Genomic DNA, 25,191 nt, shown 5'->3' with positions numbered 1-25,191 from the left:
CTCCCCGCGGAGGCCCGGGCCCGTGCCGTGTCCGCCCCGCGTCGCCTACCGCGCGACCCGGAACGTGTCCCCGTACACCCGCCACGTCAGCGGCGTCCTGAGGCTCAGGTTGCCGTCGTCGAGGAAGCGGCGCTGCGCGGTGTCGATGCGGGCGGTGTCGCGGTGCGCCTTCTCGCTCCGCATCACCGCGCGGCGGACGTCCAGGAAGCGGTCCAGGTACGCCTTCTCCCCGCCCCCCTGAGCGGGTGTGTCGGCCTTGGCGAGCGCCGTGTCGCGCAGGCCGTAGAAGCCCTTCGGGCCGGTGCCCGGGCCGTGCACGACCATCGCGTCGTAGTAGACGAACTGCCCGAGCGTGCCGAGCCCGTCGAGCTTGGCGAGGCGCACCGCCGGGTCGAAGTAGAGCCGGTCGCGCACCTCGTCCTGGGCCCTTTGGAACGCGGCCTCGCGGGCCTCGCGCGCCCACGCCCGGGTGAAGGGACGCCCCAGGCCCGCGTGCGAGTCGCTGCCGTCGACCGCGCGCAGGGCGGGCAGGAAGCGGGCCAGGCCGTTGCCCGGGTGGTCGTTGGTGTAGCCCTCCACGAGCTTCAGCAGGTCGTGGGTGCCGGTGCAGAAGCCGATGGTGCCCGCCGTGTAGCCGCGGCCGTCGCCGATGTCCTCGATGTAGCCGTACTGGCCGCGCCAGTCGAGCGTGGAGTTCTCCGCGCTCGCGACGAGCTTGTGGGCGAGCTCCTTCTTCGCGGGCGCGTCCAGGCCGGGCGGCAGGCTCGCCAGGTACGCGTCGTGCTGGCGCCGGTCGGCCGCGGAGCCGCGCTCGTCGTAGGGGCGGGCGGCCGCCGCCCTGTCCTTCCCGGGGGAGGGGGCGTCGTCGGCGACGTACGCGAGCGCCGCGGCGACAGTGATGACCGCGATGACCGCGAGAAGAAGCAGACCAGGGCGTTTCATTCGGGCAAGCGTACGGGCGGGGGTCCGTGCCGCGCGCTCCTCCCGCCTCCTCCGCTATTGACTATTATTCAATTCCGCTCCACTCTCGGGACGCGAACCCAGCCGGAGCCGCGCGTCGTGGGAGGTCCCCCCGTGAGCACCCAAGCACTGGAACAGCTGAGGACGGAACTCGGAGCCCAACCCCCCGACAGCGTCGGGGCGTTGGCGCCCGAGCGGATCGAACGCCTCGCCACCGCGCTCGGCCGCGAACGCGAACGCCGCGCCCAAGGGCTCAACCAGGCCGCCGAGGACGCCCTGCGGCTGGTGCCCGCGCTGGCCCGCGGGCCCGTCCGCCGCATCCTCTTCCGCTGAGGGGCGTGACCACCATGGACAAGCTGCGCGCCAGGGCCGAGACCCTCAAGACGGCCCGCCTCCTCGACGTCGAACCCGCCGAACTCGCCTTCCTCGGAGAGCTGCCCGCCGACGACGTACGCCGCTTCCGCGCCGCTTGCGTCACCGCGCTCTTCGACCGGGCCCCCGACATGCTCGACCGCATCGCCTCCGCGACGAAGCTCGTGCCCGCCGGGGTCGCCGCCGCCATCTCCCAGAAGGCGCTCGGGCCGCGGCTCGCCGCCGCCGTCGCGGGCCGCCTCGAACCCGCCCGCGCCGCCGACATCATCGAGAAGCTCCCCGTGTCCTTCACGGCCGAGTCCTGCGCCCACCTCGACCCGCGGCGGATCAGCGCCATCGTCGACCGCCTCGACGAGAACCTCGTCGTCCGCATCGCCCTCGCGCTCGCCGAGAGCGAGGACCACCTCACCATGGGGCGGTTCGTCGGCCACCTCCGCGACTCCGCGCTGCGGCGCATCCTGCCGCAGGTCAGCGACGCGGCGGTGCTGCGCACCGGCTTCCTCGCCGACACCCCCGAACAACTCGGCCGCATCGTCGAGCTGATGGGCGAGGACCGCCTCGCCGCCGTCATCGCCACCGCCGCGGACGGCCTGTGGCCCGAGGCGCTCGCCGTCGCGGGCATGGTCACCGGCGCACAGCGCGGGCGCATCGCCTCGCTCGCCGCCGCCCAGCCCGCCGAGCGGCTCGACACGCTCGTCACCACCGCCGCCGACCAGGAACTCTGGGAGTCGCTCCTGCCGCTGGTCGCCGTGCTGTCCGACGCCGAACGGCGCGCCGTCGCCGGGCTGCCGTCGCTGCGGGACGAGCGCGTCCTGGCGGGCGTGGTGCCCGCCGTCGTCGCCACCGGACTGTGGGCGGAGTTCCTGCCCCTGGTGGACGCGCTGCCCGCGCCGTCCCGCCAGGTCGTCGCCGAACGGGCCGGGGACCTCGACGACGAGGCGCTGGACGCGCTGGCCCGCGAGGTGGGCGAGCGGGACCTCTGGGATCTCGTCCTGCCGCTGGTGGAGCTGATGCCGGACGCGGCGAAGACGAGGATCTTCGCGCTGCCCGCGTTCCAGGACCACACCGGGTAGCCCCGCCCGCGCGCGGCCGTCCGCCCGCCGTACCCACGACACGGGCCGCCGTACCCACGACACGGGCGGTGTCGTGGGTACGGGAGGATGGGGGAGTGACGGATGGGACACAAGGGGCGGGGTGCGGCATGTCGGACGGAGCCGGTGGCGGGGGCGCGTTGACCGAGGAGGGCACGGCGCGCACGGCGCGGGCCGGGGACCTGACGCTGCGTTACCACGAGGCCGGGCCCCAGGACCCCGGCGCCCCCGTGCTCGTCCTGCTGCACGGCGGCGGACCCGGCGCCGCCGCCTGGCCCGCCTTCGGCTCCGTACTGCCCGGCTTCGCCGCCCGCTTCCGCACCCTGCTCGTCGACCTGCCCGGCTTCGGCGGCTCCGACAAGCCCGAGCCGGACCGCGACTACTTCTCCTACGGCGCGGCCGCCGTGGCCGCGCTCCTGGACGAACTCGGCGTCGCCCGCGCCCACTTCGCGGGCACCTCCCTCGGTGGCGGCGTCTGCGTCCGCGCGGCGCTCGACCACCCGGAGAAGGTCGACCGGCTGCTCCTGATGGCGCCCGCGGGCCTCTCCTTGAACGTGTTCTCGGCGGACCCCTCCGAAGGCGTACGGCGGCTGATCGACGTCGTGGCGCGGCCCGAGCCGACCCGCGAGGGCATCCGCGCGTTCCTGACCACGCTCGTCCACGACCCGCAGTCGGTGACCGACGCGCTCGTCGAGGAGCGCTACGCGCGCGCCCTCGACCCCCAGGCCCGGCTCGGCTCCCAGCGCGTGGGCGCCGCCCTCGCCCGGTGGCCCGAGGCGGGCCTGCTGTGGCGCGAGGCGCACCGCGTGACGCTGCCGACGCTCCTGACGTGGGGGCGCGAGGACCGGGTCAACCCGCTCGACGGCGCGTTCGTCGCCCTGAAGGCCCTGCCCGACGCCCGGCTGCACGTCTTCCCGCGCTGCGGCCACCTGGCGCACGCCGAGCGGCCCGAGGCGTTCCTGCGCCTCGCCGCCGACTTCCTCCTGGAGGACGCGTGAGCGCCGCGATCAGCCTGCGCAAGGTCGAGGAGACGGCCCCCGCCCTGGTCAGCCTCTACAAGACGGCGGGCGCCCGGCTGCGCGCGCACGGCCTTGAGGGGGAGCGCGCCGCCGTCTACCTGGTGGTCGACTACTCCGGCTCCATGCGCCCGTACTACGACGACGGCAGCGTCCAGGCGCTCGCCGACCGCGTCCTTGGCCTGTCCGCGCACCTGGACGACGACGGCGTCGTCCCGACGGTGTTCTTCTCCACGGACGTGGACGCCGTCGCCGACGTCGAACTCGCCCGCCACCACGGCCGGATCAAGGAGATCGCCGACGGCCTCGGCCACATGGGCCGCACCAACTACCACCTGGCCATGGACGCCGTCATCGAGCACTACCTAGACAGCGCCGACAGCGCCGAGGGTGGTCCGATGGCGCCCGCGCTCGTGGTGTTCCAGACCGACGGCGGCCCCCTGAACAAGGCCGCCGCCGAGCGCTATCTGTGCAAGGCCGCGAAGCTGCCGATGTTCTGGCAGTTCATCGGCTTCGGCGACCCCGGGAGCAAGCAGTTCGACTATCTGCGGCGCCTGGACGAACTGGCCGTTCCCGGGCGGCGCGTGCTCGACAACGCCGGGTTCTTCCACGTCGGCGAGGAGCCGCGCGCGGTGCCCGACGAGGTCCTGTACGACCGCCTCACGGGGGAGTTCCCGCGGTGGCTCGCGGCGGCGCGGGCCCACGGGATCGTGCCGCCGCGCGCCGTCGCCTGACCCCGCCCGGCCGGGCGCGCCTCAAGTCACCAGGCGGGCGCGCAGGTCGAGCAGGGTGCGCGGGTCGAGCCCCAGGCCCTTGGTGAGATAGCCGCCGAAGCCGCCGTAGCGCCGGGAGGCCTCGGTGAGGGCGGTGTCCAGATAGTCCGTGCGGACCTCCTGGAGCGGGATCAGCAGATCGGGGTTCCGCATGATCCCGGCCTGCTTGAGCGTCTCGCGCAGCCGCGCGTCGTGGGCGCCGCGGAAGGCGTTCGACGCCAGGTAGTCGTCCACGGCGGTGCGCTCGGGCACGCCGACCGCCCGCAGCAGGACATACGTCAGCCAGCCGGTGCGGTCCTTGCCCGCGGTGCAGTGGTAGAGCAGCGGCCCGGCGGTGCCGTCGGCGATGTCGCGCAGCGTCGCCGCGAAGTGCGCGCGGTTCGCGGCGTCCGTGACGAACGTGCGGTACGTCTCCCGCATGAACGCCTCGGCCCTGCCGCCGCCGAGGAGCTCTTCCTGCTTGACGGGGTCGCGCGAGCCGATCACCGTCAGGAGCTGCCGGAACAGGCCGTTGTCGGTCACCGGCCTGGAGAGCCCGGCCGCCCCGGCGGGGAGCCGGTCAGGACCGTCGTACGCGACCTCCTCCGCGACCCGGAAGTCCACCACCCGGCGCAGCCCGAGCCCGGACAGCGTGGTCACGTCCGCGTCGGTGAGCTCGCTGAGCGCGTCGGCCCGGAAGACCCGGCCGTGCCGGACCCGCTCGCCGTCGTAGGTGCGGTAGCCGCCGACGTCACGCACGTTGACGGCGCCTTGCAGCGGGATGTGCCGGATGGCGTACGGAGTGTGCGAGGCGTACGCGGCGGGCGCGGCGTACGTGTTCTGGGCCGCCCCGGCGGCGGGCGCGCCGCCGAGGACGAGTGCCACGAGGACGGCCGTGGCCGCCGTACGAGTGCGAGTGCTGCCGCGCATCGGTCCGCCTTCCGCCGCTCGTGCTCCGGTCGGCTGGGACGGTAGCGAGGGGGTCTTGAAGGGGGAAGGCGGACGCCCACTCTTTTTGACGGACAGTCAGTTACGGGTTGGCGGGGGAGGGGGGAGCGGGCGGGGGCGGCTCGCCGGTGAGCCGGGCCGCGGCCCGGCGCTGGCGCTCCGTGGCGCCGCTCAGGAAGCGCAGGACGGTCTCCAGCTCCGCCGTGGTGAACTCCTCGTACAGCTCGCCCACTTCGCGCCCCCAGTCCTCGAAGGTCCGCGCCAGGTCGGCGATCCGCTCGCGGCGCAGCTCGACGAGGACCCGCCGCTTGTCGCTGGGGTGCTTGATCCGGCGGACGAAGCCCTTGGCCTCCAGGCGGTCGACAAGGCCCGTCACGGAGGCGGGGGCGAGGCCGGTCCGCTGGGCGAGGTCCTTCGCGGTGAGCGGTCCGTCGCGCTCGAGCAGGTCCAGGGTCTTGGCCTCGGTGGCGTTCAGGCCCTGCTGGGCGGCGATGGCCGAGTGGAACATCACGGTGACCGAGCTGCTCTCGCGGCCCGCCGTGGTCAGGCGGCGCACCAGGTCGGCCCGGTGCGCGGCGGCCGTGTCGGCCTTGGTGCCCCCGGTGCCCTTGGTGTCCCCGGCACCCCTGGTGTCCCCGGCGTCCCCGGTGTCTTCGGCGCCCCCGGGCTTCCGGCTCGTCTTCCGGCTCATGGGGGGAGGCTACCAAGAAGTTCGTTCGGTCAAACGAAAGACTTGCGATCACGGAAGGAGCGGTGGAAGTATTTCGTTCGTCCGAACGAAATACTTCCGGAGCGACAGGAGAGAGCCGCCATGACCACCCTCCGCACCGCCGCGCCCACCGGCGCCGGCACCCCGTATCCGCGGCGCTGGGCGGCCGCCGTGGTGATGATGGTCGCCGCCCTGATGGACCTCCTCGACGTGACCATCGTGAACGTCGCGATCCCGTCCATCGGCCGCGAGCTCGGCGCCTCCGAGAGCGCGCTGCAGTGGATCGTCTCCGCCTACCTCCTCGGCTTCGCCGCCACCCTGATCGTCGCCGGACACCTCGGCGACCGGTACGGCCGCAAGGCCCTCTTCCTCGCCGGTACGGCGGGCTTCGGCCTGGCGAGCCTCGCCTGCGGGTCGGCGCAGTCGCCGGGGCAGCTGGTGGCGGCCCGCGCCGTGCAGGGCGTCATGGCCGCGCTCCTGATGCCGCAGGTCCTCGGCTCCTTCCGCACCCTGTTCCAGGGCAAGGAGCGCGGCGCCGCCTTCGGGATGTACGGCGCGGTGGCCGGGTTCGCCTCCGCCGTCGGGCTGCTGCTCGGCGGGGTGCTCACCGACGCCGACCTGTTCGGCTTGGGCTGGCGCGCGGTGTTCCTGGTGAACGTCCCCGTCGCCGCCGTGACCCTCGTCGCCGGACTCGTCCTGGTCCCCGCCACCCGCGAGCGCTCCGCCGGGCGGCCCGACGTGCTCGGCAGCCTGGTGCTCGCGGGCTCGCTCGTCGCCATCGTCCTTCCACTGGTGCAGGGCCACGCGGGCGGCTGGCCGCTGTGGGGTTGGGGGTGCCTGGCCGCCGGTGTCCTCACGCTCGGCGGGCTCGGCGTGGTCGAGGGGCGGCGGCGCTCCACGACGGTGGTGCCGCTGCTGCCCGCGCGGGCCTTCAGGCTGCCCGCGTTCTCCGTCGGCGTCCTCGTGCAGCTGCTGTTCTCCGTCGGCATGCAGGGCTTCTTCCTGGTCTTCGCGGTGTGGCTGCAGGACGGCGAGGGCTACACGCCGACGCAGGCCGGTCTCGTCACCGTCGCCTTCTCCGCGGGCGGCTTCCTGACCGCGCCGGTGGCCGACCGGCTCGCCGCGCGCTTCGGGCGCCTGGTCCTGGCGGCCGGGGCGCTGCTGATGGCGGGCGGGTTCGCCTGGGTGGGGGCGGCGGTCGCCGGCTCCGGCGCCGAGCACACCGGGGCGTGGCCGCTGGCGCCGGGGCTCGGCGTCGCCGGGGCGGGGCTCGGCCTCCTCGTGGTGCCGCTGGTGAACGTGGTCCTCTCGGCGGTCCCCGCGGACCTGGCCGGGGGCGCTTCCGGGATCTTCTCCACCGCCCAGCAGTTCGGCGGGGCGCTGGGCGCGGCCGTCATCGGCACGGTGTTCTTCGACCGGGCGTCCGGCGGGCCCGCGGGGGGCGGCCTCACGGACGCCCTCGGTGCCGCGCTGCCCTGGGTGATCGCGGGCTTCCTCGCCTGCGCCGCCCTGTGCGCCGCCCTGCCCCGCCGCGCGGAGGGCGCCGCCGCCTGACCCCAGGCCCTAGGGGGCGCCCGTCACGTATCGCAGTCCAGCAGCGCCCGGCACACCCCGCACCGCGCCCGCACCCGCCCCCGCGACGGCAGCCGGATGAGCTGGTGGCAGGTGGGGCAGGGGAAGGAGACCCGCAGCGGGCCCGTCGGCTCGGGGCGGGAGAAGGAGTAGGGGCCCCCGCTGCGGGGGCCCGAGCCGTGGTCGAGGGCGTAGCGCCGGTCCTTGGCGTAGCGGCGGCGGCCCGCCCAGCCCGCCGCGGTCAGCGGGGGCTGGCGCGCGTCGCCGCGCGCCTGGGCCAGGCCCTGGGTGTAGGCGGTGTACGCCTGCGGGCTGGTGAACCAGGTCTCGGGCGCCTCGCCGAACGCGAGGGCCCGCTTGGCGAGGACGTACCCGAACTCCTCCGGCGTGAGGTAGCCGAGCTTCTGCGAGGACGCGTCGTCCTCGCGGTAGGCGTCCAGGAGCAGCCAGCCCGCGCCGAGGTAGGTGGTGGCGGTGTCGGTAAGGATCTCGTTGGCGCGGGTGCCGGGGAACGTCAGGCCGAGGCGGTGCAGATAGACGTGCATCACCTCGTGCGCGAGGGCCGCGCCGATGTCCCTGCGGTGGCGCCGGAAGCGGTCGTTCAGCTCGATGAAGTACTCGGGCCCCGCGGTCAGTTCGACGAACGCGGCGTGCCGCATCTCCCGGAACGACACGATCACGCGCGCGTCGGGAAGGCGCAGGTGCCGCACCATCTCGCGGGCCACCCGCTGCACCCCCAGATGCAGGTCGTCGTGGTCGGCGAAGGCCACGTCGGCGGGGGCGACGCTGGTGTCGAAGGAGTGGACGGTGTCGTACGACAGGCGTTTGTACAGCGCGGTGATGGCCGAGCGCACCGTCTCCAGATGCGGATAGCCGTGCTCCACGGGCCCGTCGTCCGCCACGCCGCCACCCCCTGCCCCGCCCCGACGAGATCTGGCGGGAGAATACCGCCCGGATCGCCCAACTCGTCCCCACTGTACGGGGGTTGTTCGCGCCGGTAACCAGCCCGGGCGCCAACGGATGGCTGGAAACGGCCCCTTGTCGTCCGCGCGCGGGCCTCCTCATAATCCAACAACGCTTTGGCGGGCTCATGCCATGCAGCGCTTCGGCGCGTGCAGTGCGGGCCCGTCGAGTCGCGCAACCCCCCACAATTCCCATGAAGGGACATCACGTTGAAGACCGACACGTTCCGTGGAGTCAAGAGAGCCGCCGTTCTCGGGTCGATCGCCCTCGCCGGCCTCAGCCTTCAGCCCCTCGCCGCCCAGGCGGCCCCGCACCCCGGCCCGAACCCCGGTGAGCGCGTCGTCGGCGGCGTGCGCGCCGCGCAGGGCGAATTCCCGTTCATGGTCCGCCTCTCCATGGGCTGTGGCGGCTCCCTGCTCAAGCAGGACGTCGTCCTGACCGCCGCCCACTGCGTCGACGGCTCCGGCAACAACACGTCCATCACCGTCACCGGCGGCGTCGTGGACCTGCAGAGCTCCAGCGCCATCAAGGTCAAGTCCACCAAGGTCCAGCAGGCCCCCGGCTACAACGGCAGCGGCAAGGACTGGGCGCTCATCAAGCTGGCCAAGCCGATCAACCAGCCCACCCTGAAGATAGCCACCAACACCAAGTACAACAGCGGTGACTTCACCGTCGCGGGCTGGGGCGCCGCCCGCGAAGGCGGCCCGCAGCAGCGCTACCTGCTCAAGGCCACCGTGCCGTTCGTGAACGACGCCGACTGCCAGCGCGCGTACAACGGCGACATCATCCCCGGCGAGGAGATCTGCGCGGGCAAGCTCGGCGTCGGCGGCGTCGACACCTGCCAGGGCGACTCCGGCGGCCCCATGTTCCGCAAGGACGACGCGGGCCAGTACGTCCAGGTCGGCATCGTCAGCTGGGGCACCGGCTGCGCCCGCCCGGCCTACCCCGGTGTCTACACCGAGGTGTCGACCTTCGCCGCCGACATCACCCGGTACGCCAACCAGCTCTGACCCGTAAGCCACCCACCGCGCCCCAGCCACACGCGCGGTGACCCGCGCCGCAGCGGAGCCGGACCCCCACCGGGGGCCCGGCTCCGCGTCGTCGCGCGCCCCACCCGCCCCTCTGCACATATGGGACACTCGGTGCGTACGAGGCAGGCGAGGCAGGGCGGCGGCACATGGCGATCACGGTGGTCATCGCGGACGACCAGGAGATGGTCCGCACCGGCTTCCGCATGATCCTGGAGAGCCAGCCCGACATCGAGGTCCTCGCCGACGTCGTCGACGGCGAGGCCGCCCTCGACGCCATCGCCCGCCACGACCCGGACGTGGCGCTCCTCGACATCCGCATGCCGCGCCTCGACGGCCTGGAGGTCACCCGCCGCCTCACCGCGCGCGGCGCCCGCCCCCGCGTCGTCATCGTCACCACCTTCGACCTCGACGCCTACGTCCACGCCGCCCTGCACGGCGGCGCCTGCGGCTTCCTCCTGAAGAACGCGAGCCCCGCCATGCTGGTGGAGGCCGTGCGCGCCGCCGCCGTCGGCGACGCCCTCGTCTCACCCGCGATCACCGTGCGCCTGCTGCGCGAACTCGCCCCCCGCACCCCCGCGTCCGGCCCCGCGTCCGGACCCGGCCCCGCCGAAGCGCTCACCCAGCGCGAACAGGACGTCGTCCGCGCCCTCGCCCGCGGCCGCACCAACGCCGAGATCGCCGCCGAACTGTTCGTGTCCCTGTCCACCGTCAAGTCCCACCTCGCCAACGTCCAGACCAAGCTCGGCGCCAGGAACCGCGTCGAGATCGCCGCCTGGGCCTGGGAGAGCGGCCTCGCCGCCAAGGCGCGGTGAACCCGCCGTGCGCCACCCCCTGAAACCGGCACCCGCCGCCGGACCCGCAAGCCCCGGCGGCCTCACCGCCGCCCTCGACCGCCACCCCGCCCTGCGGCCCGCCGCCCACCTGCTGCTCGCCGCCGCCCTGATCGCACTGGTCCTCGTCGAAGGCCTCGCGCTCACCGCCAACCCCACCGAGCCGCGCGCCGCCCTGTGGACCGCGGGCATCGTCACCTGCCTGTGCGCGGTGCCCTGGGCCCGCGTCCCGCTCACCGCCCGCGCCTGGACCGCCGCCGCCACCTCCTGGGCGGCCACCCTGTACGTCTTCGCCAGCGGGCGGCCGCTCGCCGTCTGGGGCATGGGCGAGGCCATCGCCCTGCTCGTCCTGCTCACCGGCGTCCTGCTGCGGCTGCCCGCACGCCGCGCCGCCGTGCTCGGGCCGCTGCTCGCCCTGGCCTGCGCCGCGGCGCCCGTGCGCGACGCCGCCCCCGGCCGCTTCACCCTGCTGTTCTCCGCGCTCGCCGCCGTGGTCAGCGCGTTCTCGCTGCTGCTGCGCGGCACCGAGGCCCAGCGGGTGCGCGAGGTGGAGGCCGTCCGCGCCGCCGAACGCCTCGACCTCGCCCGCGAACTCCACGACCTCGTCGCCCACCACGTCACCGGCATCGTCGTCCAGGCCCGCGCCGCGACCTTCACCGCGGGCACCACCGTCGACCCCCGCGCCACCACCGCCACCTTCATCCGCATCGCGCACGCGGGCGACGAGGCCCTCGGCGCCATGCGCCGCCTCGTACGCGTCCTGCGCGACAGCGAGGCGCGCACGGCGCCCACCGCGGGGCTCGCCGAACTGCGCGCGCTCGCCGAGACGAGTGCCACCACCGGGCCGCCCGTGACGGTTGAGGTGGAACACGGCCTTCAGGAGCGGCTTCCGGCCGATCTCGCCGCCACCGCCCACCACATCGTCCGCGAGGCGCTCACCAACGTACGCAAACACGCTCCGGACGCGAGCGCCGTCCACGTCGACATCCGCCTCACCGACGGCGGCCTCGAGGTCCGCGTCACCGACGACGGCACCGCGCACCCCCCGCCCGCACCCCGCGAACGGCACCCCGAACGCGGCGGATTCGGCCTCGTCGGCCTGGAGGAACGCGTACGCGCCCTCGGCGGACGGCTCACCGCGGGCCCCCGCGCGACGGGCGGCTGGCAGGTCCGCGCCGTCCTGCCGCACAGCCACGGCGACACCACCTAGCCCGCCCGCGCCGCTGCCTCCCTGCGCTTAGTCCAACACCTCCCGCTCCTTTGTCCATGGGCGCCCCCACCACCCCCGGCGCATCGTGACCGTCACGAATTCCGTCCCACGGAGGGGTGCGTCCATGCTGCCGTCACAGACGTCCGGGCCGAGCCGCAGAGCCGTCGTCGCCACCGGGGCGATCGCCTCGCTCGGCGCCGCCGTGGGAGCGCCCGCCGCGCACGCCGCACCCGCCGCCCGGCCCCGCGCCGGTCAGGCGGTGCTGCGCTCGGCCGCCCTGGAGGTCCGCGTCGCCACCGACTTCCCCCGCGTCGTGTCGTACACCGACCGCGCGAGCGGCGCCGTCCTGCACGCCCAGCCCGACCCCGTCACCACCCTGCTCATCAACGAGACCGAACACACCCCCAAGGTCACCGCGACCCCCCACGACGACCGCGCGACCTACGTCCTCACCCTCGACGGCGGCACCCGCGTCGACGTCGAGATCGCCGTACGCGGCCACCGCGTCCACTGGCGCGTCACCAGGATCAAGGACACCGACACCCTACGGATCGGCACCCTCCGCATCCCCGGCCTCGCCCTGCTCTCCGTGCGCAGCGACCAGCCCGGCGCGACGCTCCTCGCCGCCCGCATCCAGCTCGACCAGGCCAAGAGCGGCGACACCCTGCTGCGGCTCGCGGCCGACACCCCCGCCCAGGCCCCCACCGGCTGCGCCTACGCCGTCCTCGCCCACGACACGCTCGGCGGCGCCGTCGAGACCAACACCGTCTACGACAAGCCCACCGCCGACACCAACTGGGACAACGGCCGCCTGTGGCGCCAGACCGTCGCCAAGGACGGCCGCGCCGAGGCCCGCCTCACCCCCGGCCAGTGGACCCACCGCGCCGCCACCGCCCCCGTCGACGCCACCGAACTCCTGCCCTACGCCACCGTCGTCATCACCGGCGACCGCAACGGCGACGGCAAGGTCGACTGGCAGGACGCCGCGATCGCCTTCCGCGACATCATGGTCACCCCCCTCGGCGCCGACGAACAGCACCTGCGGGTCGTCCCGCACATCCCCTTCAACTTCGCCTCCCAGGCCACCAACCCGTTCCTCGCCACCCTCGACAACGTCAAACGCGTCCACCTGGCGACCGAAGGGCTGCGCCAGTACACCCTCCTCAAGGGCTACCAGTCCGAGGGCCACGACTCCGCCCACCCCGACTACGCGGGCAACTACAACACCCGCGCGGGCGGCCTGGACGACCTCAACACCCTCGTGAGCGAAGGCGCCAAGTGGAACAGCGACTTCGGCGTCCACGTCAACGCCACCGAGTCCTACCCCGTCGCCCATGCCTTCTCCGAGAAACTCGTCGACAAGACCAACGAGCAGTGGGACTGGCTCGACCAGAGCTACCGCATCGACCAGCGCCGCGACCTCGTCTCCGGCGACATCGTCCAGCGCTTCGCCGACCTGCGCCGCGACACCCACAAGGCACTCAACACCCTCTACATCGACGTGTTCCGCGAGTCCGGCTGGACCTCCGACCGCCTCCAGCGCGCCCTGCGCGACCAGGGCTGGACCCTCACCACCGAATGGGGCCACGGCTTCGAACGCGCCGCCGTCTGGTCCCACTGGGCGACCGAGACCGACTACGGCCCCGACACCTCCCGCGGCATCAACTCCCGCCTCATCCGCTTCATCCGCCACCACCAGAAGGACGTCTTCGCCGACAAGTGGCCCACCCTCCTCGGCATCGCCCGCATGGGCACCTTCGAGGGCTGGGTCGGCAAGACCGACTGGAACGCGTTCTACGAACTGATCTGGACCCACGCCCTGCCCGCCAAATACCTCCAGGCCCACCCCATCAAGACCTGGACCGACCACGAGATCACCTTCTTCGGCGACGGCGCGACCTCCGTCACCGACGCCGACGGCACCCGCCGCGTCACCACCGGCGGACACCTCGTCTACGCCGACGGCACCTACCTCCTGCCCTGGGAGCCCCGCCGCGCCACCGACCCCGCGAAGCTCTACCACTACAACCCCCGCGGCGGCCCCAGCACCTGGAACCTGCCCAAGGGCTGGGCCAGCGCCCGCACGGTGGCCCTGTACCGCCTCACCGACCAGGGCCGCGTCTTCGTCCGGGACCTGCCCGTACGCGCCGGGAAGATCACCATCGACGCCCGCGCCAAGCAGCCCTACACCGTCCACCGCACCCGCGCCCGCGCCCTGCCCGACCCCGACTGGGGCCAGGGCACCCCGCTCAGCGACCCCGGCTTCCACGCGGGCGACCTCAAGGCCTGGCACGTCACCGGACCCGCCACCGTCACCCGCAGCGCGCTCGGCGACTACGAACTCGTCATTACCCCCGGTGCCGCCGCCTCCGTCAGCCAGCGCCTGCGCCGCCTCAAGCCCGGCACGTACGTCGCCTCCGTGCAGATCGAGGTCGGCGAGAGCGCGGGGGAGCGGCGCACCGCCACCCTGGAGGTCCGCACCGCCGACGGCGTCACCGCCGCCAACTGGACCGACACCTCCACCGCCCAGAACTACGTCGCCGCCGACCGCAAGCACGGCACCCGCTTCCAGCGCGTGTTCACCCCCTTCACCGTGCCCGAGGGCGGCGGCCCCGTCCGCCTCGCGCTGCGCGCCGAGGCCGGGCGGGCCCGCGTCCGCTTCGACAACGTGCGCGTCGTCGCCGCCACCGCGCGCCCCCGGCCGCCCCGCGGCGTCCTCATCCACGAGGACTTCGAGCACGTGCCGCAGGGCTGGGGACCCTTCGTCAAGGGCGACGCGGGCGGCGCCACCGACCCGCGCACCCACATCGCGCAACGCCACGCCCCCTTCACCCAGCGCGGCTGGAACGGCAAGGCCATCGACGACGTCATCGACGGTGGCCAGTCCCTCAAGTCCCGCGGCGAGAACCAGGGCCTCGTCTACCGCACCGTGCCCCACACCGTCCGCTTCACCGCCGGGAAGCGCTACCGGGTGTCCTTCCGGTACGAGAACGAGAAGGCGGGCCAGTACGCCTGGATCACGGCGGTGGACGAGCCCGCGGCCCGCGAACTCTCCCGCGCCCCCCTCCCCGTGGCCACCTCACCCACCCTCCACTCCTACGAGTTCACCGCGCCCGCCGAGGGGGAGGCCTGGGTGGGCCTGCGCAAGGTCGGCGAGGACGGGAAGGCGGAGTTCGTACTGGACGCGTTCGCGGTGCGAGAGCTGTAGGAATCCAGCCCGTCCGGCGTTTGAGGACGAGGCGCGAAGCGCCAATGCAGTTGGGCGGGGGGACGGGGGCGGCCAGCACCCGGTTCGGGAAGGGGCGGGCCTGGGGCGCACCGCGAGGCTAACGAAGCCGCACCACCGGCTCCTCCCCCCGCACCCCCTCCACCTCCACCACCCACACCACATTCGCCCCCTCCCGCAACACCACACCCGGCACAAACAACCCCCGCTGCGGCCCCACCTCCCAATACCGCCCCACACAAAACCCGTTCACCCACACGAACCCCCGAGTCCACCCCTCAAGCTCCACCACCGCGTCCCCCACCCCCACGACCTCCACCACCCCCCGGTACAGACCGGCCCGCCCCCGCCCCGCCCCCGCCACCGTCGCCACCGAATCCACCGCGGCCACCGACCCCAGCGCACCGAGCGGCAACCCCACCGCCCGCACCCCGTGCACGTACTGCCGCTCGTGCAGCACCCCGCCGGTGACCCCCTTGGCCTCCCCGAGCCGCGGCCCGTAGCTGACGCGCCCCAGCGACTCCACCCACAGCTCCACCCGCGCCCCGCCCGGCACGGGCCCGGGCAGCGCGGGGGAGTCCTCGGTGAGCACCCCCGCCCGCACCCCGTCGACGTACACCACGGCCCGGTCCCGCAGCCCCCGCACACTCAGCGGATAAGGGCCGCGCGGCCCGGGCACCGTGAAGGAGTAGCGCACGAGCCCCCGGTCCACCCCCAGCTCCTCGAACGTGGGCGGCACCGCGTGCTCCTCCTCCGGCGACCCAAGCCGCTCCGCGACCGCGCCCAGCGACGCCCAGTGTTCGAGCCGCCCCGACACCGGCGCGGCCAGCGCCGCCGGAGCGGGCGGCACCTCGGGCAGCGGCCCCTGCGCGTACTCGGCGAGGACCTCCCGGAACAGCCAGAACTTCGCCGTGGGCCGCCCGAACTCATCGATCGGCGCGTCATAGTCGTACGACGTGACATCCGGCTCGAGCACACCGTCGTGCAGCGCGCCGCCACCCCGGTTCGCCCCCGCCCACCCGGCGAAGCTCGTCCCGCCGTGCGCCATGTACAGATTCACCGACGCCCCGCACTCAAGGATCTCCCGCAGCGCGTCGGCCGCGTCCCGCGGCTCCCGCTCGATGTGCTCCTCGCCCCAGTGGTCGAACCAGCCGCACCAGAACTCCATGCACATCAAAGGACCCTTGGCCCGATGGCGGCGCAGCACGTCGAAGCCCTCGCGGGCCCGCGAGCCGAAGTTCACCGTCGCGAGCACCCCGGACACAGCGCCCCCGGACAGCATGTGGTCCTCAGGACCGTCCGACGTACACAGCTCCGCCGTCACCCCCAGCCGCCGCAACAGCCCCGCGAGCACCCGCAGATACTCCCGGTCCGAGCCGTAACTGCCGTACTCGTTCTCCACCTGCACCAGGACCACGGGCCCGCCCCGGTCGTGCTGGCGCTCCACGACCTGCGGCAGCAGCCGCGTGAACCAGCGCTCCACATGCCCCAGATACCGCGCGTCACGGGTCCGCACCCGCCGCCCCACCGCACCCGTCAGCCACGACGGAAGACCACCGTTGTCCCACTCGGCACATATGTACGGACCCGGCCGCACGATCGCCCACAGACCCGCCGCGTGCGCCGCGTCCAGGAACCGGCCGAGCGCCTCCACGTCCTCGAACTCACCCGGACGCGGCTCGTGCACGTTCCACGGAACGTACGTCTCCACACAGTTGAGGCCCATCGCCCGCAGCATCGCCAGGCGGTGCCCCCACTGCGCCTCGTGCACCCGGAAGTAGTGCAGCGCCCCCGAAAGCAGCCGCACCGGCCGCCCATCCAGCTCGAAGTCGTCCTCGCCCACCCTGAAGCCGTCCATCGCGTGCCCTCCCACACCGCCGGTCCGTGCTGCCGCCCGCCACGATTGCCCCTGGCGGGCGGCACGGTCCATGGACAAAGATCGAGCCGGGTTGGACGCAGCGATCACAGGACGGACGGCAGCCGATGTACCACACCTGGATGCGCTACTTCACGCCGAGCCCGGCCCACCACCGCCTCGGCCTTGTCTGCCTCGGCGTGGGCCTCCAGCACGGCACCCTGCCCACCGTCGGGCCGCGTACCCTCGACCATCACGTCGCCCTCGTCGTCAGCGCCGGAAGCGGCTGGTTCCACGCCCCCGACGGCCGCCGCAGAACCGTCACCGCACCCGCCCTGATCTGGCTCGTGCCGGGCGTGCCCCACCACTACGGCGCCGACCCGCGCACCGGCTGGGACGAGTGCTTCGTCGACTTCACGGGCCCCGCCACCGCCACCTACACCGAACTCGGCTACATCGAACCCGACCGGCCCCTCGTGCCCCTGTCCGACCCGGCCGCCGTCCGCGCCGTCGTCGGCCGCATCGCCCGCGCCGCCCGCCGCGACAACCCGCTCCTGGAGGTCGAGACCAGCGCCGCTGTCCACGAGCTCCTCGTCACGCTGCGCCGCGCCCGCGCCGACGTCGCCCCCGACGGCGACCCCGTCCTGGGGGCCCTGGCCCGCGACGCCTTCAAGGCCCTGTCCATCGCCGAGCACGCCGCCCGCCACGGCATGACCCCCGCCGAGCTGCGCACCGCAGTACGCCGCGGCGCCGGCTGCAGCCCCAAGGACTACCTCCTCGGCATCCGCCTCGGCCGCGCCAAGGAACTCCTCGCCGCCACCGAGCTGCCCGTCGCCGCCGTCGCCCGCCGCGTCGGCTACGACGACCCCGCCTACTTCTCCCGCCTCTTCACCCGCCGCGTCGGCGTCGCCCCCGTCCGCTTCCGCGCCCAGCAGGGCCGCGCCGTACCCGGCGGCTGGTCCCAGCGAGTCCCCGACCCCGACCACCCGCCGCTCCTGAAGTCCACCGACCCCGGCCCGGCCACGTAGGCTCGCCTCCCATGACCACGAAGCCCCCCGCCGAGCCCGCAGCCCCCGCCGACCCGGCCGCCCCCGCCGAGCCCGTCGACCCCGCGGTCCTCGCCGAGCTGTCCCGCCTGCGCGCCAGCATCGACAACATCGACGCCGCCGTCGTCCACATGCTCGCCGAACGCTTCAAGTGCACCCAGCAGGTCGGCCACCTCAAGGCCAACCACCACCTGCCCCCCGCCGACCCCGCCCGCGAATCCCGCCAGATCACCCGCCTGCGCGAACTCGCCGAAAACGCCAAACTCGACCCCGCGTTCGCGGAGAAGTTCCTGAACTTCATCATCGCCGAGGTCATCCGCCACCACGAACAGATCGCGGACGGCACGGTGACCGGTGCCGATAGCCCTTCCGTGTGAGCCGATACGGGGGCCGGGGCCCCTGGCCCGCCTCGGACCGCCCGTCGTCACGTCCCGGCAGCGGCGAGCCGCGCGGCGGCCAGAGCCGCGTCCCAGGGGTACGCGTCCGGCTTGCCGGAGCCGGGCGGATTGGGGACGAAGCCGCCCTCGCCGTACAGCACGGTGACACCTTGATCGCGCAGCTCCGCGATGCTGCGGTCCAACTGCCGGTGCCGGGCGTACGCGGCGTTCACACACGGCACCGTCACCGTCGGGACGCCCTTGCCGATCGCCTCGGCGACGACACCCACCACGAAGTTCCGAGTGAGCCCGAGCGCCCAGGAGTTGAGGCTGTTGAACGTCGCGGGGGCGAAGAGGATCACGTCGGCCTTGGGCCAGACATCCGGCTCACCGGGGAGCTTGTAGTCACTGCGGACCGGATGCCCGGTCAGCGCGGCCAGACCGTCGAGGCTCTCGGCGATCCAGCGCGCCGCCGTCGGCGTCAGACCGAGGCAGACGTCCCAGCCGTCCGCCCGCGCCGTCTCGATCACCTTCGCCACTTCGAAGAGGGGCGGCGCGGCCGAGCCGAACAAGTACAGAGTCCGAGAGGTCATGGATTCATCCCACCGCGTGGGGCTCGCACCAGGAAGCACCGGAAGCTCGCCCGCCTCTCGCAGAGACGGCTCGCCGCGCGCATCTCCTTCTCGATACTCGGGTCAGCGCGCGAGCACCATCGCGCACAGCAAAGGCGCGCCCTCAAAAGGCAACGCCTCACCCACGGACTCATAGCCCCAGCTTTCGTAAAGGGCTCGTACCTTCACGTGGTCCTTGTGGACGAGCAGTGTCACGCGTTCCTCCGCACGCCCACTCAGCAGCTCATCGTGGATCCGCCGCGACGCGCCCGTACCGCGCCACGGCGCACGGACCATCAACTCTGACAAGGCGAACGTTCGTACACCCGTCTCCGCCGTGAACTCCGCGGGCAGAGCGGGAAGGACCTTCGCCCACCACGTAGTCGTCGAACCGAGCGGTGCCCCGTACGCGTAGCCGACGGGCTGGTCCTGGTCGTAGCCGACGGCACACGCGAAGCCCTCCTTGCCAGCCCAGCTGTCAGCGAACCTGGCAAACACTTCCCTCGGCGCGAGGGGATCATCGACGCCCTCGTACACCTCGTCGTGGACGTCCAGAAGAAGCTCACGGATAGCGGCGGCATGGGCGTGCCCGTAGTGCCTCAGGTCTAGTTCCGTGTGCGCGGTCACGTACTTCCTCCCTGACTGACTGCGGCGAGGCGGGCGCGGACGCGGCCCACTCGCGCAGGACTCGCTCGTAGAGGGCTCGTTGGGCGGCAGGCAGCCTGACGCACGGGTCGCCGCTGGCTCCTGTCCAGAGGTTACGGATGTCCTCGTTCACGGCCGCAGCAGGGCGCACGGCGGCCCGAGGGCTGGGGGTGGGGGAAATGCCTGGCAGCGTAGACGGTGGCGCCGAGACACTGCAGCCTCACTCTCCTACGGGAGGGTGGGGCTGCTGTCACGCGTCCGGGCTATCCGGCGCTCGTTCGATAGAAGACCTTGCCACCGTGTGGCTGCACCCCCAGTGCTTTGTAGAGCGCCAGCGCAGGCGGGTTATCGGAGTCTGCAGTCCACTCGATCCGGGAGCAGCCGAGCGCCTCCGCTTCGTCCCGCAGCGCTTCCATCAGGGCACGGGCCACGCCGCAGCGGCGCGCGGGTGCCCTGACATACAGCTCCTTCAGGTACAGGCTGGAGGTCGCTCCGGACGCTGGCCACAGCCGGGAGTAGGAGGCGAAGCCGATCACCTCACTCTTCTCACGGGCCAGGAGCACGTGCGCCACGGGCCGCTCGCCAAACAGTGCAGCCCGAATCTGGCCCACGTCACCAGGCACAGGGGTACCGCCGTAGTACTCCTCGATTTCTCCGAGGATCACCGAGATGACCTCAGCGTCGGTCTCCGTCGCCGTGCTGATCTCCACGCCCGCGCTCCGTCTTCGTAGGGGGCGGTGCCAGGATCTCGCGCAGTGCCCGCACCTCGCGCAGCGCCCGTGCACCAGGCGGCACCTTAGTTATGACGTCGCGCGCACGGTAGAGGACCAGCGCGGTGCGATGGTCAGGCTCCAACCCGATGATGGTGCGGACCGCTTGGTCGGCTGCGGCGGCCGGGTCTCCGTCGAGGGCGGTGCACATCGCGGTGTCGAGGGCGACCAGAGAGCGGTCCAGTTGCTCGGACGCCGGGTACAGGTCTGCGGCCCGGGCCAGCTCCTCGCGGGCACGAGCGGTCTCGCCGAGATGGGTGAGCGCGTCGCCCGCGTGGAACCGCAGCTGGGACTCGCTGTACCCGAACGCGGAACCAATCTGATCGGCGTCAGGGAGTCGTTCGAGCGCGGTCTCCGCCGCCGCCAAAGCCCGCATCGTGGCGTCCCGGTTTCCGAGCCGTGCGTGCGCGCGTGCCTCCAGCGGCGCCGCGAGCGGGGGGCCGACGCACGGCATGCCGCTGGCGAGTTGCTGCGCCCTGTCTGCCAGTTCGACAGCCCCGTGCACATCGCCGCTGTAGTAGGACTGGTATGCCTCTTGCGCGTACGCCCACGACAGGGTGGCTCGGTCGTCTGCTGCGGCGGCGGCCTTCCGGGCGGTCCGCCACCAGGACGTCGCGCGGTCGTCGCCAACCTTGAGGAAGGTGAGGGCGGTGAGCCCAGACATGCGGGCAGCAGCGACGAGGAGGCGGCGGCGGGCCGGGGCTGTCTGCCGGTGGCCGAGGAGCACGCGCAGGTCCTGGAAGTCGGCGAGCAGTTCGGGGAGATGCTGGGTCTCAGGCCGGTAGCGGGTGGCCCGTCCGTGTTGGGCCACGGTCCACTCGACCTCGTCGATGGAGCTGTCGGCGAGCGGGCCCGCAGCGAGGAGATCGTGCAGTCCGGCTTGAAGGCGGTCGGCCTGCTGAAGGACGCTCTCCCCCGGGCGGCTGTCCGCGAGCGCGACGAGTTCCCCGCATGCGTCGAGGGCGTCATCGAGGGCGCGGGCCATCTGCGGTGCAGGGTGCCGTCTGCCGTTCTCCAGGTCGCTGATGTAGGACTTCCCGCAGGATGCGAGCGCGGCGACGTCGCGCAGGCTACGGCTACCCCTGATGCGGCGTAGCGCTTCGCCGAAGGTCTCGCTCATCTGTGCCCCCGCGTGTCCGCGTTGTCCGCTGCGGTGCGGACAGCAGCGGACAGTCTGGATCTTTCGCTCACTGCACGTACCGGTAACGCTACCGATGCAGGTCACGCGTCGTCAGGTGAACGGCGCGACCCCGGCGACCGCGCGAACGGCCCCGGGGCATGGCCGACTACCGAGGAGTCGACATGGGCGAGAGTACGGCCCCAGTTCCAGCACCGAGAAGGAGCGCTCTGGTGCAGGCCCCGCCGAACGATCACGAGCGCCGAGCGATCGCCGACTGGTTGGCGGGCGCGGACCCCGACCCCGGCCGGGTCTGGAAGGAGTGGGGCGAGCGCGGCGTCACGCTCCTCCCTCTCGGCCGCCGCTTCGACGCGATCCGCGCCCCGGCCGAGCGCATCCACGCCGCGGTCGGCAGCGACGAGCCGGAGGCCGTAGCCGCGGGCCTGCTCACCTGGCTCGAAGGCCCGGTGATCCGCGACCTGCGCAGCCCCCTCGGCCCGTACTACGTCCTCATCCCGCCAGACGCCCACTGGGACGGCCCGGACGAGCGCCTGAGCACCGACACTTACCTCGGCGTGCCCCGGCCCGGCCACGCCACGCTGCTCACGTGCTGGGTGGTGCCGCCTCAGTCTCCGGGGAACCTGTGTGACCCCGTGCACCTGCGCACCCTGCTCGCACTGGCCAACCCGCCGCGGGTAGTGGGCCGATGATGACCGCCGACCTGTCCCCGCTGGAGGCCCACGCCGAGCGCGCCTACCTCAGGCTCCTGGACCACCTGCGCTCCTGCCCCCGGTGCGGCACGGGCTGGACAGGGCCGCCGCCCTGCCGCGGAGCCCACTACCTGCGCCGGGCGCTCCGCGCCGCCCGCAAGGCCGCGCTCCTCGACCGCCGCGCGGCCCGGGCCGCCCGGTGAGCGACCCCGGCGTCGTCGCGAGCCTGCTCCTCACCCTCGTGGCGCGCGGCCCCGCCCTGACCATCACGCAAGCCCAGGGCAACGCCTGCGTCTGGTGCCCACGAGCGCTGCACAGCGGCGACGCCGTCAGCCTCGGCGGCGACCCCTACTGGTGCCCCCGCGCCTGCCGGGCCTGCCACACCGCCCACACCCGGGCCATGGCGACCTACGCAGACTGGAACGACCACCTCCTCCTCTGCCCGGAGTGCCGCGAGGACAAGCCCTGCCCCTTCCCCGGCCCGCTGCGCGCGGCACACGTAGAGGCACGGCGCCGGGCCAGGCGGCCGTCGGTCTGGTGCATGCGCTGCCTGAGCACGATGACGCCCGCCGAGGCATGGCAGCCCCACCTCTGGCAGAGCACGCGCGGGCCCGAGCTCAGCTACGTACACACCGGAACGTGCCCGCAGTAGCGGCCCAGCCATCCGCCACCACGAGCACATCGCCAACGAGAAGCCCCGAACCCAGGCCGCCCCAGCCCCGCGCGGCCAACCACGCACCCCCCACCCCACCCCCGGCGCACCCACCCTGACAGCCGCCCCGCCAGATCAGGCACCATGGCCAAATGCCCGTACTGACGCGCGACGAAGCGCAGCACCGAGCCCAGCTCCTCGACGTCCAGCGGTACGAGATCACCCTGGACCTCACCACCGGCGAGGAGACCTTCGACTCCCGCACGGCGATCACCTTCACCGCCACCGCGGACGGCGACACCTTCGTCGAGCTGAAGCCCGCCCACCTGCGCTCCCTCACGCTCGACGGCACCCCCCTCGACCCCGGCGCCCTCACCGGCAACCGCTACCCCCTGCCCGCCCTCACCCGCGGCACCCACGAACTCGTCGTCGACACCGCCATGCACTACTCCCGCACCGGCGAAGGCATGCACCGCTTCACCGACCCCACCGACGGCGAAACGTACGTCTACACCCAGCTCTTCATGGACGACGTCCAACGCGTCTTCGCCGCCTTCGACCAGCCCGACCTCAAATCCGTCTTCGCCCTCACCATCACCGCCCCACCCGCCTGGACCGTCCTCGCCAACGGCATCACCGAACACACCGGCGACGGCACCTGGCGCGCCGCCCCCACCCCCCTGATCCCCACCTACCTCGTCGCCGTCGCCGCCGGCCCCTGGCACACCGTGCGCACCGAACACCGCGGCCTGCCCTTCGGCCTCCACTGCCGCCGCTCCCTCGCCCCCCACCTCGACGCCGACGCCGACGAACTCCTCGACACCACCCGCGCCTGCTTCGACCGCTACCACGAGAAGTTCACCGAGCCCTACCCCTTCGACTCCTACGACCAGGCCTTCGTCCCCGAATTCAACGCCGGCGCCATGGAGAACCCCGGCCTCGTCACCTTCCGCGACGAATTCGTCTACCGCTCCGCCGTCACCGACACCCAACGCCAGACCCGCGCCATGGTCATCGCCCACGAAATGGCCCACATGTGGTTCGGCGACCTCGTCACCCTCGCCTGGTGGGACGACATCTGGCTGAACGAGTCCTTCGCCGAGTACATGGGCTACCAGACCCTCACCGAAGCCACCCGCTTCACCGACACCTGGGTCGACTTCGGCATCACCCGCAAAGCCTGGGGCTACGACGCCGACCAACGCCCCTCCACCCACCCCGTCGCCCCCGACCCCGACGCCGTACCCGACACCGCCTCCGCACTCCTCAACTTCGACGGCATCTCCTACGCCAAAGGCGCCAGCGCCCTGCGCCAACTCGTCGCCTGGCTCGGCGAGAAGGACTTCCTCGCGGGCATCAACACCCACTTCGCCCGCCACAAGTTCGCCAACGCCACCCTCGCCGACTTCATCGACTCCCTCGCCTCCGCCACCGACCGCGACGTCCACGCCTGGGCCACCGCCTGGCTGCGCACCACCGGCGTCGACACCTTCACCCCCACCGTCACCCACAGCGGCCGGGAGTGGAACCTCACCCTCGACCGCGACGGCAGCCGCCCCCACCGCGTCGCCATCGGCGTCTACGACCGCGACCTCTCCGACGGCCGCCTCCTCGTCCTGCGCGAACGCTACGAGACCGACGTCCCCGCCCACACCCCGCCCACCCCCCGCGACGGCGGCCGCCCCGCCCTCGTCGTCCCCAACGACCACGACCTCACGTACACCAAGATCCGCCTCGACGCGGTGTCACAGGACACCGCGCTGCGCTCCCTGTCCGGCGTACCCGACCCCCTCACCCGCGCCGTCCTGTGGAACACCCTGCGCGACATGGTCCGCGACGGCGACCTCGAACCCGCCGCCTACCTCACCGCCGCCCGCGCCCACCTGCCCGCCGAGACCGACCTCGCCCTCGTCTCCGGCGCCCTCGGCTTCGCCGGCGCCTACATCGCCGACCGCTACAGCCCGCCCGCCGACCGGCCCGCCGCGCTCGCCACCCTCGACGCCCTGTGCCACGACATCATCCGCCACACCGAGGACGGCTCCCAGCCCGACCTCAGGCTCATCGCCGTACGCGGCCTCATCGACGCCGCCACCCAGGCCGAACCCCTCCACACCTGGCTCGCCCAGGGCGCCGTCCCCGGCGGCCCCGAACTCGACCCCGAACTGCGCTGGCGGGCCCTCACCCGCCTCGCCGTCCTCGGCGAGACCGACGAGCACACCATCGCCGCCGAACTGCGCCGCGACCCCAGCGCCACCGGCCAGGAAGGCGCCGCCCGCTGCCGCGCCGCCCTGCCGGACCCGGAGGCCAAACGCCGCGCCTGGACCGCCATGTTCGGCTCCGACGACCTGTCCAACTACCTGTTCACCGCCACCGCCCAAGGCTTCTGGCAACCCGAACAGGACGACCTCACCGCCCCCTACGTCGCCCGCTACTTCGTGGACGCCGTCACCGTCGCCGCCCGCCGAGGACCCGCCATCGCCGACGCGATTGGCCGCCACGCCTTCCCCCTCACCGTCGACGACGACACCCTGCGCCTCGGCGAGACCTGCCTGAACCGCACCGACCTCACCCCCGCCCTCCGCCGCCGCCTCACCGACCAACTCGACGACCTCGCCCGCGCGTTGCGCGTCCGTCGCAAGGCCGAACACGGCTGAGGCGCGTACGGACCGAGTACGGACCGAGTACGGAACGAGCGCGGGACGCGTACGGAGCGAGTACGGGACGCGTA

Annotated in this window: 24 protein-coding genes; 15 read left to right on the top strand and 9 right to left on the bottom strand. The window is 73.2% G+C overall.

The annotated features are described in order from the left end of the window. Window positions 1-45 precede the first annotated feature (45 nt). Window positions 46-942: a chitosanase gene (locus AC07A4_RS34085; protein WP_478606374.1), complete on the bottom strand. Its 897-nt coding sequence runs from the start codon at window positions 940-942 to the stop codon at window positions 46-48. Between the two features lie 132 nt (window positions 943-1,074). On the opposite strand from AC07A4_RS34085, the gene AC07A4_RS34080 reads away from it, so the two are divergent. The 4 genes from AC07A4_RS34080 to AC07A4_RS34065 all read left to right on the top strand — a co-directional run bounded on the left by AC07A4_RS34080 (window position 1,075) and on the right by AC07A4_RS34065 (window position 4,173). Beyond that, a complete protein-coding gene (locus AC07A4_RS34080; RefSeq protein WP_478606372.1) occupies window positions 1,075-1,293 on the top strand; it encodes a hypothetical protein in 219 nt (72 codons plus the stop codon). 14 nt (window positions 1,294-1,307) lie between these two features. Further along, the gene (locus AC07A4_RS34075; protein ID WP_478606750.1) at window positions 1,308-2,405 is read left to right on the top strand and encodes a hypothetical protein; all 1,098 of its coding nucleotides are present in this window, start codon (window positions 1,308-1,310) and stop codon (window positions 2,403-2,405) included. A 128-nt stretch (window positions 2,406-2,533) separates the two neighbouring features. Continuing rightward, window positions 2,534-3,421, top strand: coding sequence for an alpha/beta fold hydrolase (locus AC07A4_RS34070; protein WP_478606369.1), 888 nt, complete (start codon window positions 2,534-2,536; stop codon window positions 3,419-3,421). Further along, complete coding sequence (locus AC07A4_RS34065) at window positions 3,418-4,173, top strand: VWA domain-containing protein (RefSeq protein ID WP_478606367.1); 756 nt, start codon at window positions 3,418-3,420, stop codon at window positions 4,171-4,173. The genes AC07A4_RS34070 and AC07A4_RS34065 overlap by 4 nt, the downstream gene beginning before the upstream one ends. A 21-nt stretch (window positions 4,174-4,194) precedes the next feature. On the opposite strand, the gene AC07A4_RS34060 is transcribed toward AC07A4_RS34065, so the two are convergent. Together AC07A4_RS34060 and AC07A4_RS34055 are read right to left on the bottom strand one after the other, a co-directional pair. Then, window positions 4,195-5,121, bottom strand: coding sequence for a tyrosine-protein phosphatase (locus AC07A4_RS34060; protein ID WP_478606364.1), 927 nt, complete (start codon window positions 5,119-5,121; stop codon window positions 4,195-4,197). 100 nt (window positions 5,122-5,221) lie between these two features. Further along, window positions 5,222-5,830, bottom strand: a complete 609-nt coding sequence (locus AC07A4_RS34055) for a MarR family winged helix-turn-helix transcriptional regulator (RefSeq protein ID WP_478606361.1) — start codon at window positions 5,828-5,830, stop codon at window positions 5,222-5,224. Window positions 5,831-5,950: 120 nt separating this feature from the next. Here AC07A4_RS34055 and AC07A4_RS34050 point away from each other — a divergent pair, with 120 nt between their 5' ends. Beyond that, entirely contained in the window at window positions 5,951-7,402 is a 1,452-nt protein-coding gene (locus AC07A4_RS34050) for an MFS transporter (RefSeq protein ID WP_478606358.1), read from the top strand. A 23-nt stretch (window positions 7,403-7,425) separates the two neighbouring features. Here the strand turns inward: AC07A4_RS34050 and AC07A4_RS34045 are convergent, their stop codons facing one another. Next, on the bottom strand, window positions 7,426-8,322 hold the full coding sequence (locus AC07A4_RS34045; protein WP_478606355.1) for a hypothetical protein: 897 nt from the start codon (window positions 8,320-8,322) through the stop codon (window positions 7,426-7,428). A gap of 270 nt (window positions 8,323-8,592) precedes the next feature. Here AC07A4_RS34045 and AC07A4_RS34040 point away from each other — a divergent pair, with 270 nt between their 5' ends. The 4 genes from AC07A4_RS34040 to AC07A4_RS34025 all read left to right on the top strand — a co-directional run bounded on the left by AC07A4_RS34040 (window position 8,593) and on the right by AC07A4_RS34025 (window position 14,662). Further along, window positions 8,593-9,393 (top strand): S1 family peptidase, encoded by an 801-nt coding sequence (locus tag AC07A4_RS34040; RefSeq protein ID WP_478606353.1) that lies wholly within the window; start codon window positions 8,593-8,595, stop codon window positions 9,391-9,393. 167 nt (window positions 9,394-9,560) lie between these two features. Then, the gene (locus tag AC07A4_RS34035; RefSeq protein ID WP_478606351.1) at window positions 9,561-10,226 is read left to right on the top strand and encodes a response regulator; all 666 of its coding nucleotides are present in this window, start codon (window positions 9,561-9,563) and stop codon (window positions 10,224-10,226) included. A gap of 7 nt (window positions 10,227-10,233) precedes the next feature. Next, window positions 10,234-11,454, top strand: coding sequence for a sensor histidine kinase (locus AC07A4_RS34030; RefSeq protein WP_478606348.1), 1,221 nt, complete (start codon window positions 10,234-10,236; stop codon window positions 11,452-11,454). Between the two features lie 124 nt (window positions 11,455-11,578). Beyond that, window positions 11,579-14,662 (top strand): endo-alpha-N-acetylgalactosaminidase family protein, encoded by a 3,084-nt coding sequence (locus tag AC07A4_RS34025; protein WP_478606346.1) that lies wholly within the window; start codon window positions 11,579-11,581, stop codon window positions 14,660-14,662. A gap of 118 nt (window positions 14,663-14,780) precedes the next feature. On the opposite strand, the gene AC07A4_RS34020 is transcribed toward AC07A4_RS34025, so the two are convergent. Next, window positions 14,781-16,538, bottom strand: a complete 1,758-nt coding sequence (locus AC07A4_RS34020; RefSeq protein ID WP_478606343.1) for a glycoside hydrolase family 35 protein — start codon at window positions 16,536-16,538, stop codon at window positions 14,781-14,783. Between the two features lie 125 nt (window positions 16,539-16,663). On the opposite strand from AC07A4_RS34020, the gene AC07A4_RS34015 reads away from it, so the two are divergent. Together AC07A4_RS34015 and AC07A4_RS34010 are read left to right on the top strand one after the other, a co-directional pair. Next, window positions 16,664-17,563 (top strand): helix-turn-helix domain-containing protein, encoded by a 900-nt coding sequence (locus AC07A4_RS34015; RefSeq protein ID WP_478606341.1) that lies wholly within the window; start codon window positions 16,664-16,666, stop codon window positions 17,561-17,563. 11 nt (window positions 17,564-17,574) lie between these two features. After that, complete coding sequence (locus AC07A4_RS34010) at window positions 17,575-17,958, top strand: chorismate mutase (protein WP_478606339.1); 384 nt, start codon at window positions 17,575-17,577, stop codon at window positions 17,956-17,958. A gap of 47 nt (window positions 17,959-18,005) precedes the next feature. Here the strand turns inward: AC07A4_RS34010 and AC07A4_RS34005 are convergent, their stop codons facing one another. The 4 genes from AC07A4_RS34005 to AC07A4_RS33990 form a co-directional block, all read right to left on the bottom strand. Next, on the bottom strand, window positions 18,006-18,551 hold the full coding sequence (locus tag AC07A4_RS34005) for a flavoprotein (protein ID WP_478606336.1): 546 nt from the start codon (window positions 18,549-18,551) through the stop codon (window positions 18,006-18,008). 102 nt (window positions 18,552-18,653) lie between these two features. Beyond that, complete coding sequence (locus AC07A4_RS34000; RefSeq protein ID WP_478606333.1) at window positions 18,654-19,196, bottom strand: N-acetyltransferase family protein; 543 nt, start codon at window positions 19,194-19,196, stop codon at window positions 18,654-18,656. Between the two features lie 281 nt (window positions 19,197-19,477). Beyond that, a complete protein-coding gene (locus tag AC07A4_RS33995) occupies window positions 19,478-19,924 on the bottom strand; it encodes an N-acetyltransferase family protein (protein ID WP_478606331.1) in 447 nt (148 codons plus the stop codon). Next, window positions 19,890-21,104, bottom strand: coding sequence for a helix-turn-helix domain-containing protein (locus tag AC07A4_RS33990; protein WP_478606329.1), 1,215 nt, complete (start codon window positions 21,102-21,104; stop codon window positions 19,890-19,892). The genes AC07A4_RS33995 and AC07A4_RS33990 overlap by 35 nt, the downstream gene beginning before the upstream one ends. 230 nt (window positions 21,105-21,334) lie before the next feature. On the opposite strand from AC07A4_RS33990, the gene AC07A4_RS33985 reads away from it, so the two are divergent. The 4 genes from AC07A4_RS33985 (at window position 21,335) to pepN (ending at window position 25,117) form a co-directional block, all read left to right on the top strand. Next, window positions 21,335-21,811 carry a hypothetical protein gene (locus AC07A4_RS33985; RefSeq protein ID WP_478606327.1) on the top strand — a complete coding sequence of 159 codons (477 nt, stop codon included), beginning with the start codon at window positions 21,335-21,337 and terminating at the stop codon, window positions 21,809-21,811. Continuing rightward, entirely contained in the window at window positions 21,808-22,014 is a 207-nt protein-coding gene (locus AC07A4_RS33980) for a hypothetical protein (protein WP_478606325.1), read from the top strand. Before AC07A4_RS33985 ends, AC07A4_RS33980 begins: the two co-directional genes overlap by 4 nt. Continuing rightward, window positions 22,011-22,463 (top strand): hypothetical protein, encoded by a 453-nt coding sequence (locus AC07A4_RS33975; protein ID WP_478606322.1) that lies wholly within the window; start codon window positions 22,011-22,013, stop codon window positions 22,461-22,463. Before AC07A4_RS33980 ends, AC07A4_RS33975 begins: the two co-directional genes overlap by 4 nt. Before the next feature lie 152 nt (window positions 22,464-22,615). Then, window positions 22,616-25,117 carry an aminopeptidase N gene (gene pepN / locus AC07A4_RS33970; protein WP_478606319.1) on the top strand — a complete coding sequence of 834 codons (2,502 nt, stop codon included), beginning with the start codon at window positions 22,616-22,618 and terminating at the stop codon, window positions 25,115-25,117. The last annotated feature ends 74 nt before the right edge of the window (window positions 25,118-25,191 follow it).

This window comes from Streptomyces sp. NPDC043996, from assembly GCF_056435225.1.
This window is presented reverse-complemented; position numbering and strand designations above follow the sequence as displayed.

Coding starts and splice junctions, on each gene's coding strand:
- AC07A4_RS34085 (WP_478606374.1), bottom strand. CDS start 942: ATGAAACGCCCTGGTCTGCTTCTTCTCGCGGTCATCGCGGTCATCACT.
- AC07A4_RS34075 (WP_478606750.1), top strand. CDS start 1,308: ATGGACAAGCTGCGCGCCAGGGCCGAGACCCTCAAGACGGCCCGCCTC.
- AC07A4_RS34070 (WP_478606369.1), top strand. CDS start 2,534: ATGTCGGACGGAGCCGGTGGCGGGGGCGCGTTGACCGAGGAGGGCACG.
- AC07A4_RS34060 (WP_478606364.1), bottom strand. CDS start 5,121: ATGCGCGGCAGCACTCGCACTCGTACGGCGGCCACGGCCGTCCTCGTG.
- AC07A4_RS34055 (WP_478606361.1), bottom strand. CDS start 5,830: ATGAGCCGGAAGACGAGCCGGAAGCCCGGGGGCGCCGAAGACACCGGG.
- AC07A4_RS34050 (WP_478606358.1), top strand. CDS start 5,951: ATGACCACCCTCCGCACCGCCGCGCCCACCGGCGCCGGCACCCCGTAT.
- AC07A4_RS34035 (WP_478606351.1), top strand. CDS start 9,561: ATGGCGATCACGGTGGTCATCGCGGACGACCAGGAGATGGTCCGCACC.
- AC07A4_RS34025 (WP_478606346.1), top strand. CDS start 11,579: ATGCTGCCGTCACAGACGTCCGGGCCGAGCCGCAGAGCCGTCGTCGCC.
- AC07A4_RS34020 (WP_478606343.1), bottom strand. CDS start 16,538: ATGGACGGCTTCAGGGTGGGCGAGGACGACTTCGAGCTGGATGGGCGG.
- AC07A4_RS34015 (WP_478606341.1), top strand. CDS start 16,664: ATGTACCACACCTGGATGCGCTACTTCACGCCGAGCCCGGCCCACCAC.
- AC07A4_RS34010 (WP_478606339.1), top strand. CDS start 17,575: ATGACCACGAAGCCCCCCGCCGAGCCCGCAGCCCCCGCCGACCCGGCC.
- AC07A4_RS34005 (WP_478606336.1), bottom strand. CDS start 18,551: ATGACCTCTCGGACTCTGTACTTGTTCGGCTCGGCCGCGCCGCCCCTC.
- AC07A4_RS33990 (WP_478606329.1), bottom strand. CDS start 21,104: ATGAGCGAGACCTTCGGCGAAGCGCTACGCCGCATCAGGGGTAGCCGT.
- AC07A4_RS33980 (WP_478606325.1), top strand. CDS start 21,808: ATGATGACCGCCGACCTGTCCCCGCTGGAGGCCCACGCCGAGCGCGCC.
- pepN (WP_478606319.1), top strand. CDS start 22,616: ATGCCCGTACTGACGCGCGACGAAGCGCAGCACCGAGCCCAGCTCCTC.